The 12,861-nt window shown below is 71.6% G+C and carries 16 protein-coding genes and 1 pseudogene; 15 read left to right on the forward strand and 2 right to left on the reverse strand.

Annotated elements, in window-relative coordinates:
• Positions 1 to 84: 84 nt before the first annotated feature.
• The 13 genes from secY (at position 85) to ppk2 (ending at position 9,942) form a co-directional block, all read left to right on the forward strand.
• Complete coding sequence (gene secY, locus Q4D18_RS07450) at positions 85 to 1,392, forward strand: preprotein translocase subunit SecY (protein WP_303126922.1); 1,308 nt, start codon at positions 85 to 87, stop codon at positions 1,390 to 1,392.
• A 43-nt stretch (positions 1,393 to 1,435) separates the two neighbouring features.
• Positions 1,436 to 2,053, forward strand: a complete 618-nt coding sequence (locus tag Q4D18_RS07455; RefSeq protein WP_303126924.1) for an adenylate kinase — start codon at positions 1,436 to 1,438, stop codon at positions 2,051 to 2,053.
• 4 nt (positions 2,054 to 2,057) lie between these two features.
• Positions 2,058 to 2,900, forward strand: coding sequence for a type I methionyl aminopeptidase (gene map / locus Q4D18_RS07460; RefSeq protein ID WP_303126926.1), 843 nt, complete (start codon positions 2,058 to 2,060; stop codon positions 2,898 to 2,900).
• A 195-nt stretch (positions 2,901 to 3,095) separates the two neighbouring features.
• Complete coding sequence (gene infA / locus Q4D18_RS07465) at positions 3,096 to 3,317, forward strand: translation initiation factor IF-1 (RefSeq protein WP_010080397.1); 222 nt, start codon at positions 3,096 to 3,098, stop codon at positions 3,315 to 3,317.
• Between the two features lie 35 nt (positions 3,318 to 3,352).
• Positions 3,353 to 3,466, forward strand: a complete 114-nt coding sequence (rpmJ, locus tag Q4D18_RS07470; protein WP_002857509.1) for a 50S ribosomal protein L36 — start codon at positions 3,353 to 3,355, stop codon at positions 3,464 to 3,466.
• A gap of 274 nt (positions 3,467 to 3,740) precedes the next feature.
• A complete protein-coding gene (gene rpsM, locus Q4D18_RS07475) occupies positions 3,741 to 4,109 on the forward strand; it encodes a 30S ribosomal protein S13 (RefSeq protein ID WP_303126941.1) in 369 nt (122 codons plus the stop codon).
• 86 nt (positions 4,110 to 4,195) lie between these two features.
• A complete protein-coding gene (gene rpsK / locus Q4D18_RS07480; RefSeq protein WP_135028737.1) occupies positions 4,196 to 4,597 on the forward strand; it encodes a 30S ribosomal protein S11 in 402 nt (133 codons plus the stop codon).
• A 131-nt stretch (positions 4,598 to 4,728) separates the two neighbouring features.
• Positions 4,729 to 5,724, forward strand: a complete 996-nt coding sequence (locus Q4D18_RS07485) for a DNA-directed RNA polymerase subunit alpha (RefSeq protein ID WP_303126943.1) — start codon at positions 4,729 to 4,731, stop codon at positions 5,722 to 5,724.
• A 72-nt stretch (positions 5,725 to 5,796) separates the two neighbouring features.
• On the forward strand, positions 5,797 to 6,540 hold the full coding sequence (gene rplQ, locus Q4D18_RS07490) for a 50S ribosomal protein L17 (protein ID WP_303126945.1): 744 nt from the start codon (positions 5,797 to 5,799) through the stop codon (positions 6,538 to 6,540).
• Between the two features lie 138 nt (positions 6,541 to 6,678).
• Positions 6,679 to 7,557 (forward strand): tRNA pseudouridine(38-40) synthase TruA, encoded by an 879-nt coding sequence (gene truA, locus Q4D18_RS07495; RefSeq protein WP_303126947.1) that lies wholly within the window; start codon positions 6,679 to 6,681, stop codon positions 7,555 to 7,557.
• A gap of 266 nt (positions 7,558 to 7,823) precedes the next feature.
• Complete coding sequence (rplM, locus tag Q4D18_RS07500) at positions 7,824 to 8,267, forward strand: 50S ribosomal protein L13 (RefSeq protein ID WP_303126949.1); 444 nt, start codon at positions 7,824 to 7,826, stop codon at positions 8,265 to 8,267.
• Between the two features lie 40 nt (positions 8,268 to 8,307).
• Entirely contained in the window at positions 8,308 to 8,796 is a 489-nt protein-coding gene (gene rpsI, locus Q4D18_RS07505) for a 30S ribosomal protein S9 (protein WP_303126951.1), read from the forward strand.
• A 162-nt stretch (positions 8,797 to 8,958) separates the two neighbouring features.
• Entirely contained in the window at positions 8,959 to 9,942 is a 984-nt protein-coding gene (gene ppk2 / locus Q4D18_RS07510) for a polyphosphate kinase 2 (RefSeq protein ID WP_303126953.1), read from the forward strand.
• Positions 9,943 to 10,025: 83 nt separating this feature from the next.
• Here the strand turns inward: ppk2 and Q4D18_RS07515 are convergent, their stop codons facing one another.
• Positions 10,026 to 10,844 carry a peptidoglycan recognition family protein gene (locus tag Q4D18_RS07515; protein WP_303126955.1) on the reverse strand — a complete coding sequence of 273 codons (819 nt, stop codon included), beginning with the start codon at positions 10,842 to 10,844 and terminating at the stop codon, positions 10,026 to 10,028.
• 178 nt (positions 10,845 to 11,022) lie between these two features.
• Here Q4D18_RS07515 and glmM point away from each other — a divergent pair, with 178 nt between their 5' ends.
• Positions 11,023 to 12,378: a phosphoglucosamine mutase gene (gene glmM, locus Q4D18_RS07520; protein ID WP_303126957.1), complete on the forward strand. Its 1,356-nt coding sequence runs from the start codon at positions 11,023 to 11,025 to the stop codon at positions 12,376 to 12,378.
• A gap of 7 nt (positions 12,379 to 12,385) precedes the next feature.
• Positions 12,386 to 12,571 carry a hypothetical protein gene (locus Q4D18_RS07525; RefSeq protein ID WP_303126959.1) on the forward strand — a complete coding sequence of 62 codons (186 nt, stop codon included), beginning with the start codon at positions 12,386 to 12,388 and terminating at the stop codon, positions 12,569 to 12,571.
• A gap of 86 nt (positions 12,572 to 12,657) precedes the next feature.
• Here the strand turns inward: Q4D18_RS07525 and Q4D18_RS07530 are convergent.
• A pseudogene (locus Q4D18_RS07530) lies at positions 12,658 to 12,861 on the reverse strand (large conductance mechanosensitive channel protein MscL); the annotation flags it as partial.

Here is a 12,861-nt window from a genome sequence, read left to right on the forward strand (position 1 = left end):
GGGCCGGCCCCTCATCGCAGGGACGTCGGTCCTCCTCCGTGCGCGGGGGAGCGTTCCAGCAACCACACCCCTGCAGGAGGACACGTGTTCAAGGCCATCGCCCGGATCCTCCGGACGCCCGACCTGCTGCGGAAGATCCTCTTCACGCTCGGGCTGGTGGCCGTCTACCGGCTCGGCGCCTTCGTCCCGTCCCCGGGCGTGGACTACGCCGCGGTGCAGACCTGCCTCGCCGCCGGCTCCACCTCGGGCGGCCTGTACTCCTTCGTCAACATGTTCTCCGGCGGCGCGCTGCTGCAGGTGTCCGTGTTCGCGCTGGGGATCATGCCCTACATCACCGCCTCGATCATCGTGCAGCTGCTGCGCGTGGTGATCCCGCGGTTCGAGCAGCTCCACCAGGAGGGGCCGCAGGGGCAGGCCAAGCTCACCCAGTACACGCGCTACCTGACGATCGCCCTGGCCGTGCTGCAGGGCACCACCATGGCCTCCCTCGCCCGCACCGGCGCCCTCCTGAACTGCCAGCTGCCGCTGCTGCGGGACGACTCCCTCGCCGCCGTGCTCATGGTGGTCCTCGTCCTGGTCACGGGCTGCGTGATCGTCATGTGGCTCGGCGAGCGGATCACCGAGCACGGCGTGGGCAACGGCATGTCCCTGCTGATCTTCTCCTCCATCGCCGCCTCGTTCCCCTCGGGCATCGCCCAGGTCCTCCAGACCCAGGGCTGGCGGGTGTTCGCGATCGTGATGCTCATCGGACTGCTGACGATGCTGGCGATCGTGTTCGTGGAGGAGTCGCAGCGCCGGATCCCCGTGCAGTACGCCAAGCGCCAGATCGGCACGCGGACCGTGGGCGGCTCCAGCACCTTCATCCCGATCAAGGTCAACATGGCCAACGTGATCCCGGTGATCTTCGCGTCCTCGGTGCTGATGCTCCCGGGCATCCTCATCCAGTTCAACACCCCCCAGGACGGCTCGGCCCCGCCCGCGTGGGTGAGCTTCCTGAGCACCTACTTCCAGGGCGGCGACCACCCGGTCTACATGGCCCTGTACCTGGCCATGATCATCGGCTTCACGTACTTCTACGTGTCCATCACGTTCAACCCGCAGGAGATCTCGGACAACATGAAGCGCTACGGCGGCTTCATCCCGGGAGTGCGCGCCGGCCGGCCCACCGAGCGCTACCTGCAGTACGTCATCAGCCGCATCACGCTCCCGGGCGCCCTCTACCTGGGTATCGTGGCCATGATCCCGCTGATCGCCTTCGTGCTGATCGGCGCGAACCAGAACTTCCCGTTCGGAGGCACCTCGATCCTCATCATGGTCGGCGTGGGCCTGCAGACGGTGAAGCAGATCAGCGCTCAGATGGAGCAGCGCCACTACGAGGGCCTGCTGCGCTGAGCGCGGCCCCCCGCCCGTCCACCCCGACAGTGAGGACCACACGATGACCCGCATGCTGCTGATGGGACCCCCCGGCTCCGGCAAGGGCACCCAGGCCACCCGGATCGCCGACAAGCTCGGCATCGTCGCGATCTCGACCGGCGACATCTTCCGCCACAACGTCAAGAACATGACGGAGCTGGGGCAGGAGGCCAAGCGCTACATGGACGCCGGCGACTTCGTCCCGGACGAGGTGACCAACCGCATGGTCGCCGACCGGATCGCCCAGCCCGACGCCGCCGGCGGCTTCCTGCTGGACGGCTACCCGCGCACCGCGGGCCAGGTCGAGGCCCTCGACGCGATGCTGCGGGAGGCCGGCCAGGCGCTGTCCGCCGTCGTGGAGCTCGAGGTCGAGGACGCCGAGCTCGTCCAGCGCCTCCTCAAGCGCGCCGAGATCGAGGGCCGCGCCGACGACACCGAGGAGGTCATCCAGCACCGCCTGGACCTCTACCACCGGGAGACCGAGTCCGTGATCGAGTCCTACGCGGACCGCGGCATCGTGGCCCGCGTGGACGGCACGGGACAGATCGACGACGTCACCGAGCGCGTGCTCCAGGCCGTGTACTCCGTGCGCGTGGCCACCGGCACCGTGCCGGTCGTGTCCCCGGACCAGCAGGCCTGACCGCGTGGTCGGCCGCCGCTCCCTGGAGCTGAAGACCACCCCCCAGCTGCAGACCATGCAGCGTGCGGGGGTGGTCCTGTCCTCGGCCCTGGACGCAGCGATCGCCGCGGCGGCGCCCGGGGTCACCACCGCGGAGGTGGACGCCGTGTTCGCGGACGTCCTCGCCGAGCACGGGGCGACCTCCAACTTCCTCGGCTACCACGGCTTCCCCGCCTCCATCTGCGCCTCCGTCAACGACGAGGTCGTCCACGGCATCCCGGGGGAGCGCGTGCTGCAGCAGGGCGACGTCCTGAAGATCGACGGCGGGGCGGTCGTGGACGGATGGCACTCCGACTCCGCCCGCACGGTGATCCTGGGCTCGTCCGAGGCCGGCACCGCCGACCCGGAGGACGAGCGCCTCTCCGAGATCACCCGTGAGGCCCTCTGGGTGGGCATCGCGGCCTTCGCCTCCGCGAAGCACGTCGGCGAGATCGGCGACGCCATCGACGACTTCGTCACCGAGCAGCCCGGCGCCCCGCTGGGCATCCTCGAGGAGTACGTGGGGCACGGCATCGGCTCCGCCATGCACCTGCCCCCCGACGTGTTCAACTACCGCACGGGACACCAGGGGCCGAAGGTGCGCCCCGGCCTGGCCCTGGCCATCGAGCCCATGCTCGTGCGCGGGGGCATCGACACCCGCACCCTCGAGGACGAGTGGACCGTGGTGACCACGGACGGCGCGCGAGCCAGTCAGTGGGAGCACACGGTGTGCCGCCACGCCGGCGGCCTCTGGGTCCTCTCCGCCCCCGACGGCGGGGCCGCCGAGCTGGCGCGCCACGGCGTCGTCCCGGTGCCTCCGGGGGAGTGACCCCGGGGGGCCGCGCCGTGACGTGGGCCGCTCCGCCGCCGTCCCCCTGGCGGCGCGGTGGCCCGGCCGCTCCGGATGGGGTACCATCGAACGTTGACCGTGCCCACTGCCAGTCCGGCGATCCGGCGCGGTCCACCCCGTTCCCGTCGTGCGGCCGCCCCGTGTGCGCCGTGCGGCATGACGATTGTGGAGGACATGGCTAAGAAGGAAGGTGTCATCGAGGTCGAGGGCACGGTCTCGGAGGCGTTGCCGAACGCGATGTTCCGAGTCCGTCTGCAGAACGAGCATGTCGTGCTCGCCACGATCTCCGGAAAGATGCGTCAGCACTACATCCGCATCCTCCCCGAGGACCGCGTGGTGGTGGAGCTTAGCCCCTACGACCTCAACCGGGGTCGCATCGTCTACCGCTACAAGTAAGAACCCCCGTCCAAGCGAACGCAGGAGGAGGAGCCGTGAAGGTTCAGCCGAGCGTGAAGCGGATTTGCGACAAGTGCCAGGTCGTGCGCCGTAAGGGCCGCGTGCTGGTGATCTGCTCGAACCCGCGCCACAAGCAGCGCCAGGGCTGATCGCGTCCCCGGGAGACCCGGGGGGCGACGCCGTGCGTTGACCACACCACAGACCGGCCCACGAGGGCCGGACATCAGAGACAGCGCAGCCCCGACGGGGCTACGAGACCTCCGGCCGCAGGGGCCGGGGACCGATGACGGCGACGCCGACGCCGCGGAGCACCACCGGACACTTCGCCGGTGCCGCGCGGGGCTCGCCGGGCCGCCCGCGGCCGCGTCGTCGGGACGTCGCTGGTGCAGACCCCTGCTGCAGAAGGAATCAGGAGGACGGCCCATGGCTCGTCTTGCAGGCGTTGACATTCCGCGCGAGAAGCGCGTGATCATCGCACTCACGTACATCTACGGTGTGGGCAAGACCCGCGCTGAGGAGACCCTCGCGGCCACCGGCATCGACCGGGACATCCGCGTGAAGGACCTCTCCGACGATCAGCTGGTGCAGCTGCGCGATCACATCGAGGGCAGCTACAAGGTGGAGGGCGACCTCCGCCGCGAGGTGGCCGCCGACATCCGCCGCAAGGTGGAGATCGGCTCCTACGAGGGCCTGCGCCACCGTCGCGGCCTGCCGGTGCGCGGCCAGCGCACGAAGACCAACGCCCGTACCCGCAAGGGCCCGAAGAAGACGGTCGCCGGCAAGAAGAAGTGACCTGCCGTCCGCGGTGACCCTGGCCCCTGCCGGCCGGCCCGCGACGCCAGCACTCTCACCAGCAGCTTTCCCGCAAGGAGAACCCCATGCCCCCCAAGACCCGTTCTGCGGTCCGCAAGCCGCGTCGCAAGGACAAGAAGAACATCACCGTGGGCCAGGCCCACATCAAGAGCACGTTCAACAACACCATCGTGTCGATCACGGACACGACGGGCGCCGTCATCTCCTGGGCCTCGTCCGGCGAGGTGGGCTTCAAGGGCTCGCGCAAGTCGACCCCGTACGCCGCACAGATGGCCGCCGAGCAGGCCGCCAAGCGTGCGCAGGAGCACGGCATGAAGAAGGTGGACGTCTTCGTGAAGGGCCCGGGCTCGGGCCGCGAGACCGCCATCCGCTCCCTCCAGGCCGCCGGCCTCGAGGTGGGGTCCATCCAGGACGTCACCCCGCAGGCCCACAACGGCGCTCGCCCCGCGAAGCGCCGCCGCGTCTGATCTGAGCGCTGTGTCCGCATCCGCCCCGCGTGGGGCGGGTGCGGACAGGTCGTCGACCTGATCCCACCCCCGTCCTCGTTTCCACCCACCGCGTGCGTCATATGGCGGACGCTCGCCGAAAGGAAATGTCCGTGCTCATTGCACAGCGCCCCACGCTGACCGAAGAGGTCGTCTCCGACCGTCGCTCCCGGTTCGTCATCGAGCCCCTGGAGCCCGGCTTCGGCTACACCCTCGGCAACTCCCTGCGCCGCACCCTGCTGTCCTCGATCCCCGGGGCCTCCGTGACCAGCATCCGCGTGGACGGCGTGCTCCACGAGTTCAGCACGGTCAACGGCGTGAAGGAGGATGTCACCGAGATCATCCTCAACATCAAGAAGCTCTCCGTCTCCTCGGAGAACGACGAGCCCGTGGTCGCGTACCTGCGCAAGCAGGGCGCCGGCGTCGTGACGGCCGCGGACATCACCGCGCCGGCCGGCGTCGAGATCCACAACCCGGACCTGCACATCGCGACGCTGAACGCGAAGGGCAAGTTCGACATGGAGCTGACCGTCGAGCGCGGCCGCGGCTACGTGACCGCCGCCCAGAACAAGTCCGCGGACCAGGAGATCGGCCGCATCCCGGTCGACTCCATCTACTCGCCGGTGCTGAAGGTGACCTTCAAGGTCGAGGCGACCCGCGTGGAGCAGCGCACGGACTTCGACCGGCTGGTCCTCGACGTCGAGACCAAGGAGTCCATGCTCCCGCGCGACGCCGTGGCCTCCGCGGGCTCGACGCTCGTCGAGCTGTTCGGCCTGGCCAAGGCGCTCAACGAGGACGCCGAGGGCATCGACCTGGGCGACGAGCCCGCGCAGGCGGAGACGTCGGCCGATCTCGCCCAGCCGATCGAGGACCTCGAGCTGACCGTGCGCTCGTACAACTGCCTCAAGCGCGAGGGCATCCACACCGTGGGTGAGCTCGTGGCCCGCTCGGAGGCCGACCTGATGGACATCCGCAACTTCGGCGCGAAGTCCATCGACGAGGTCAAGGAGAAGCTGTACGAGCTCGGCCTGTCCCTCAAGGACTCGCCGGCCGGCTTCGACCCCCAGGCGCACGCGCACCAGGACGACGACCCGTTCTCGGACTTCTGAGCCGAACCGCACCCCTGACATCTCAGACCCGGCGCCCCTCGCGGCGCAGGGTCCCACCCGAGGAGTAACACCATGCCCACCCCCACCAAGGGTCCGCGCCTGGGCGGCAGCCCGGCCCACGAGCGCATCATGCTGGCGAACATGTCCGCCCAGCTGTTCGAGCACAAGTCGATCACCACGACGCTCACCCGCGCCAAGCGCCTGCGTCCCCACGCCGAGCGCCTGATCACCATCGCCAAGAAGGGCGACCTGCCCGCGCGCCGCAAGGTGCAGGGCATCATCGCGGCGAAGTCGCGCACGAACAAGTCGATCGTGCACGAGCTGTTCACCGTGATCGCCCCGGCGATGGCCCAGCGCAACGGCGGTTACACCCGCATCACCAAGATCGGCAACCGCCACGGCGACAACGCCCCCATGGCCGTCATCGAGCTCGTGATGGAGCCGGTCTCCGGCCGGCAGGCCGTCGTGGCCGAGGCCGAGCGCGCCGCCGCGTCCGCCCCCGCGCAGGAGTCCGCTCCGGTGCAGGACTCGACCCCGGTCGAGACCGTGGACCCGGCCGCCACCGAGGACGTCACCGTGGAGGAGTCCCAGGCGGCCGCGGCCGAGATCCCGGCCGCGCAGCCCACCAACGAGGACGGCTCCGCCCCCGAGGGCGCGTCCATCAAGGGCAACTCCAGCTCGAAGAAGTACCACGTGCCCGGCTCGCGCTGGTACGACCAGACCACCGCCGAGGTCTGGTTCTCCACCGTCGAGGAGGCCAAGGCCGCGGGCTTCGAGCCCGCCGGCGGCGAGGCCGCCCAGAAGATGGCCGACTGATCCGGCGTCCCGGCGCCTCCGGGCGCCCGGGCCCACCGCCCCCCCCGCGGCGGGCTCTCCAGGGCGGGCCGTCACCCCACACGGGTGGCGGCCCGCCCGTCTGCGTCCGGGGACCGGCGTCCTCCTACGATGGGAGGCATGCCCGAGCCCTCCCGCGACGACGTCCGCCTCCGCCTCGACCTCGCCTACGACGGCTCGGGCTTCCGCGGGTGGGCCGCCCAGCCGGGCCTGCCCACGGTCCAGGGGGCCCTCGAGGAGGCGCTCGAGCGGATCGTCCGGCGCCCCGTCCGGACGGTGGTGGCCGGCCGCACCGACGCCGGCGTCCATGCCCGGGGGCAGGTGGTCCACGCCGACCTCACGGCGGCGGAGTGGGAGGGGCTCTCCCGGGGGCGGCCCGGCCTCGATCCGGCGGACGCCCTGCTGCGCCGCCTGGGCGGCGTCCTGAGCGCGTGGGAGGGGGCCGTCGTGGTTCACGGTGCGCGGCGCGCGCCCGAGGGGTTCGACGCCCGCTTCGGCGCCCTGTGGCGCTCCTATGAGTACCGGATCAGCGACCGGCCGGGCACCCGCGATCCGCTGGCCCGGCGCGGCGTGCACTGGCACGGCGCCGCGGTGGACACGGACCTGATGCAGACCGAGGCGGACGTCCTGCTGGGCCTGCACGACTTCCTCTCCTTCTGCCGGCCGCGGGAGGGCGCCACCACCGTCCGCGAGGTGCTCGACGCGCGGGTGGCGCGGGACGCGGACGGCCTCGTGACGGTGCGCCTGCGAGCCGACGCGTTCTGCCACTCGATGGTCCGCTCGATCGTGGGCGCGCTGCTGCAGGTGGGGGAGGGGCGACGCGCCCCGGGGTGGACGGCGGCCCGTCTGGCGGCCCCCGCCCGGGACTCCGAGGTGCGACTGGCACCGGCCCGTGGCCTCACGCTCATGGAGGTGGCCTACCCGGACGACCCCGCCGCACTCGCCGCCCGGGTCGAGGGCACTCGCGCGCGTCGGGATGCCCCGCCGGCCGGGGGCTGAGCGCGGCCGCCGCGTTTTTGTCCCGCGCGCGCCGACCGGGTAGCATGGGCGGACGTTGCGCATGCCCGCACCCGGATGCGTCGTGCCGCGAGAGGCTCAGTTGCATGGCCGTCATCCCGCGCCGCACCCCCGGGGCTCTCGGGCCCGGACGCCTTCCAGCCCTCACCTGGGGGACCGGCGCGCACGGAGAACTGAACAGCACGCCCCTCCGGACTCACGACCCGGCGTCGGCGGCTGTGACCGAACCGACCCTGAAGGCAGACAACGTGCGTACGTACACTCCCAAGCCTGGTGACGCCGACCGCCAGTGGCTGATCATCGATGCCACCGACGTCGTCCTCGGCCGCCTGGCCACCCACACCGCCGACCTCCTGCGCGGCAAGCACAAGCCGACTTTCGCCCCCCACATGGACATGGGCGACTACGTCATCATCGTCAACGCCGAGAAGGTGGCCCTCACCGGCTCCAAGCTCGAGAAGAAGCGCGCCTACCGCCACTCGGGCTACCCGGGCGGCCTGAAGTCCGAGTCCTACGCGGAGCTCCTGGAGAAGAACCCGGTGCGCGCCGTGGAGAAGGCCGTCAAGGGCATGCTCCCGAAGAACTCGCTGGCGGCCCAGCAGTTGACCAAGCTGAAGGTGTACCGCGGTGCCGAGCACCCGCACGCCGCCCAGAAGCCCGCCACCTTCGAGATCGGCCAGGTCGCCCAGTGACCCTCGCGGTCGCCTGAGCAGACCTCTTCCAAGGAGAATCATGAGCATCAACCAGAACGACGACGTGGAGCTGACGAGCTACACCTCCGAGTCCACCGCCGCTCCGGAGGCCGCCGGCGTGTCCGAGCGCCCCGCCCTGACCGTGGCCGGCTCCGCCGTGGGCCGCCGCAAGGAGGCCGTGGCCCGCGTGCGCGTCGTCCCCGGCTCCGGCCAGTGGACCCTCAACGGCCGCACCCTGGAGAACTACTTCCCGAACAAGCTGCACCAGCAGGAGGTCAACGACCCCTTCACGCTGCTGGAGCTCAACGGCGCCTACGACGTCATCGCCCGCATCCACGGCGGCGGCCCCTCCGGCCAGGCCGGTGCGCTGCGCCTGGGCATCTCCCGCGCCCTGAACGAGATCGACCGCGAGCACAACCGCCCGGCGCTCAAGAAGGCCGGCTTCCTCACCCGCGACGCCCGCGTCATCGAGCGCAAGAAGGCCGGTCTCAAGAAGGCCCGCAAGGCCTCGCAGTTCTCGAAGCGCTGACCCGCGACGGCGTCGGCCGGACCGCCGCCCGCGCGGCGTCCGCCCGTCCGTCCCTCCCGTGGCCGGCCGCCCCCACCCGGGGCGGCCGGCCACGGCCGTCTCCGGCGGTAGGATCGGAGGTCCGGACGACGTGGTCCGGACAGGAGACCCAGAGGAGGCCCGATGGCGGAGCAGACCCCCGACGCCCCCACCCTGCCCGAGCACGAGCTGGAGGACGCCGCCGCCGCACGTCCCTTCGCCGTCACCGAGGACTACGCCGCCGAGGTGGACGAGATCCGCGAGCTCGGCCGCAAGCTGAGCGGGGACAAGGCCCTGCCGACCCCGGACCCCCAGGCCTGGCGTGAGGGCTACCCGTACAAGTCCAAGCTCCGCCGCAAGGACTACGAGCGCCGCAAGCGCGAGCTGCAGATCGAGCTGCTGAAGATGCAGCTCTGGGTCAAGGAGACCGGCCAGAAGGTGCTGATCATCTTCGAGGGCCGCGACGCCGCCGGCAAGGGCGGCGCCATCAAGCGCTTCAACGAGCACCTCAACCCCCGCGGCGCCCGCACCGTCGCCCTCGAGAAGCCCACGGACGCCGAGGCCTCCCAGTGGTACTTCCAGCGGTACATCCAGCACCTGCCCTCGGGCGGGGAGATCGTGATGTTCGACCGCTCCTGGTACAACCGCGCCGGCGTGGAGCGCGTGATGGGCTACTGCACGCCCCAGCAGTACCTCGAGTTCATGCGCGAGACCCCGGAGCTGGAGCGCATGCTGTCCAACTCGGGCACCCACATCATCAAGTTCTGGTTCTCCGTGTCCCGGAACGAGCAGCTCAACCGGTTCGCCGCACGCGAGACCGATCCCGTGCGCCGCTGGAAGCTCTCGCCCACGGACCTGGCCTCGCTGGACAAGTGGGACGACTACACCAACGCGAAGGAGGCCATGTTCTTCTACACGCACACGGCCGACGCGCCGTGGACCGTGGTGAAGTCGAACGACAAGAAGCGGGCCCGTCTCGAGGCGATGCGCCACGTCCTGCACACCCTCCCGTACCCGAACAAGGACGAGCGGATCGTGCACGCCCCGGATCCGCGCATCTGCGCCCCGGCGGACGTCCTCTCCGAGGTCGACGAGACCGAGGGCGGCTCCTTCCCCCGCGTGCGCTGACCCGCCCGCGGGCGTGCCCGCCACGGACGACGGCGCCCCTCCCCGCAGGGGGGAGGGGCGCCGTCGTCGGTGGCCGGGACCGGTCAGCCGTCGGCGCGAGCGCGGTACTCCTTGTAGTTCTCGGAGTCGATCTCCGAGTCCTCGAAGAGGTTGTCCGCGCCGAAGCCCTCGGTGACGTGGTACTCGCCGGACTCGAGGGAGAGGCGGACGTCCTCACGCAGCACGGGCAGCTTCGCGTAGAACGCGTCGCCGCAGCAGCTGGTCCTCACGATGTCGCGGTGGCCGATGATGCGCGAGGGCGGCAGGCCGTACTGCTGGCAGATGTAGGAGGCCAGCTTCACAAGGCCGGCGTAGAGGCTCTGGGGCGGGGGGTTGAGCATGTAGAAGCCCTCGCACTCGATCCCCAGGGCGTAGGCGTTGAAGCCCAGGGCGTGCACGCCGAGCATGAAGTTCTGGCCGCCCTGGAGGGTGTACAGGGAGCCGTGGCGGCCCTCCAGCGGGTAGCCGCCGCGGGACATCGTGAAGTGCTGGCCGGAGTCGCCCCACTGCTGGTTGATGTGCTGGCTCTGCACGCGCTGGGCGATGTCCACCGCGGCCTGGCGGGAGCCGTCCGTCACGTTCGGCGTGGCGGTGTGGTGGATGACGAGGTACGAGGGACGCTCGTAGAGGGTCTGCTGGTGTCCCTCCGGGATGCGGGCGCCCCAGTCGATCGTGGAGAGGATCTCGGGCGCCTCCAGGCGCGGCCCCGGGGCGGCGGAGCCGCCCTCCCGGTCGGCGGCCTGGGCGGCGGACTCGTCGCCGCCGTCGGCGCAGCCGGACACGACGCCGGCGATCGCGAGGCCGGCGCCGCCGAGGACGGCGCGGCGGGGCCACCGCGGGGAGGGGATCGGATGATCGGGCATGCGAGGGGTCCTTCAGATCGGAGCCGCGGGCGCGGCCCGCGAGGGGGTGACGGGACCGCGGGACGGTCGCCACCGAGGAGACTCTACCGGTCCCGATGCCGGGTCGTGACCTCGCCGGGGGGCTCGTGGGCCGTGGCGCTGGTGCCGGAGCGGGCGCCGGATCGTAGACTCGGACATCATGTCGAGATTGTTCGGAACCGATGGCGTCCGTGGCCTGGCCAACGAGACCCTCACAGTGGAGTTGTCCGTCCAGCTGGCCCAGGCGGCCGCGCCGGTCCTCGGGGCGGACGCGTTCGCGGCCGGCCGTCGGCCCGTGGCCGTGGTGGCGCGCGACCCCCGCATCAGCGGACAGTTCATCAGCGCCGCGGTGCTCGCGGGGCTGGCCTCCTCGGGCGTGGACGTCTGGGATGCGGGCGTCCTGCCCACCCCGGCCGCCGCCTTCCTGGTGGGTGACCTCGGCGCGGACTTCGGCGTCATGATCTCCGCCTCCCACAACCCGGCGCCGGACAACGGCATCAAGTTCCTCGCCCGCGGCGGCCAGAAGCTGACCGACGAGCAGGAGGACGAGATCATCCAGCACCTCGAGGGGGAGCGCCCGCTGCGCCCCACCGGGGCGGATGTCGGCCGCGTGCGCGTCTTCTCCGATGCCGAGGACCGCTACGTGGTGCACCTGCTCCAGTCCCTGCCGCACCGCCTGGACGGCCTCACCGTGGTGCTGGACTGCGCCCATGGCGCGGCCTCCGGCTGCTCGCCCGACGCGTTCCGCGACGCCGGCGCCTCCGTGGTGGTCATCGGCGCCGAGCCGGACGGGCTGAACATCAACGAGGGCTGCGGCTCCACGCACCTGGACCGCCTCCAGGAGGCCGTGCGCGCCCACGGCGCGGACCTGGGCATCGCCCATGACGGCGACGCCGACCGCTGCCTCGCGGTGGACGAGAACGGCGACGTCGTGGACGGCGACCAGATCATGGGCATCATGGCGCTCGCCCTCAAGGACCGCGGCGCGCTGCGCGAGGACACCCTGGTGGTCACCGTGATGTCCAACCTCGGTCTGAAGCTGGCCATGCAGCGCGAGGGAGTGCGCCTGATGGAGACCCAGGTGGGCGACCGCTACGTGCTGGCCGGCATGAAGCTCGGCGACTACTCCCTCGGCGGGGAGCAGTCCGGCCACGTGATCTTCGCGGACCACGCCACCACCGGCGACGGCGTCCTCACAGGCCTCCAGCTGGCGGCCCGCGTCGCGCAGACCGGGACGCCGCTGTCGGGCCTGGCGGCCGTCATGCAGCGCCTGCCCCAGGTGCTGGTCAACGTGCGCGGTGTGGACAAGTCCCGCGCCGGGGAGGACGCCGAGGTGCAGGCCGCCGTGCTCCTGGCCGAGCAGCGCCTCGGGGAGACCGGACGTGTGCTCCTCCGCCCCTCGGGCACCGAGCCCGTCGTGCGCGTCATGGTGGAGGCCCCGGACGAGGAGACCGCCCGCCGGGAGGCCGAGGCCCTCGCCGAGGTCGTCCAGCGCGAGATGCGGCTGCACGACTGAGGCCGGCGTGCCCTCCTCCCCGGCTCCCGGACCGCGGCGCTGGCCCCTGCTGGCGGCGCTCGCGGCGGCGATGGCGGTGCTCTGGACGGTCACGTTGGTCGCGGTCCAGGCGTCCACCTGCGAGCGGGAGGCCACCGGGGCCGACTGGCTGCCGTGCCTGGCCGTCGAGCAGGACGGGCCGCGGGCGGACTGAGCCCCCGGACGGACGAAGGGCCCCGGCCCGCCTCGAAGCGAGGCGGACCGGGGCCCTGTGCGGTGGGGCGGCGCGTGCCGCCGGGGTCAGCGGGCGGTCGGGCCGCCCGGCACCGGGCCGTTGGTCACGGTCCCCGTGCCGCCCCGCTGGGCGGAGAGCAGGTCGCGGATCTCGGTGAGGAGCGCGACGTCCTCCGCCACGGGCTCGGGCTCCGGCTCGATGCCGAGGCGGCGGTTGCGGCGCTCGATCATCTTGTTCATGGGCAGCACGATCGCGAAGTACACGGCGGC

The sequence above is a fragment of the Micrococcus sp. genome (assembly GCF_030523875.1).
Classification (GTDB): domain Bacteria; phylum Actinomycetota; class Actinomycetes; order Actinomycetales; family Micrococcaceae; genus Micrococcus.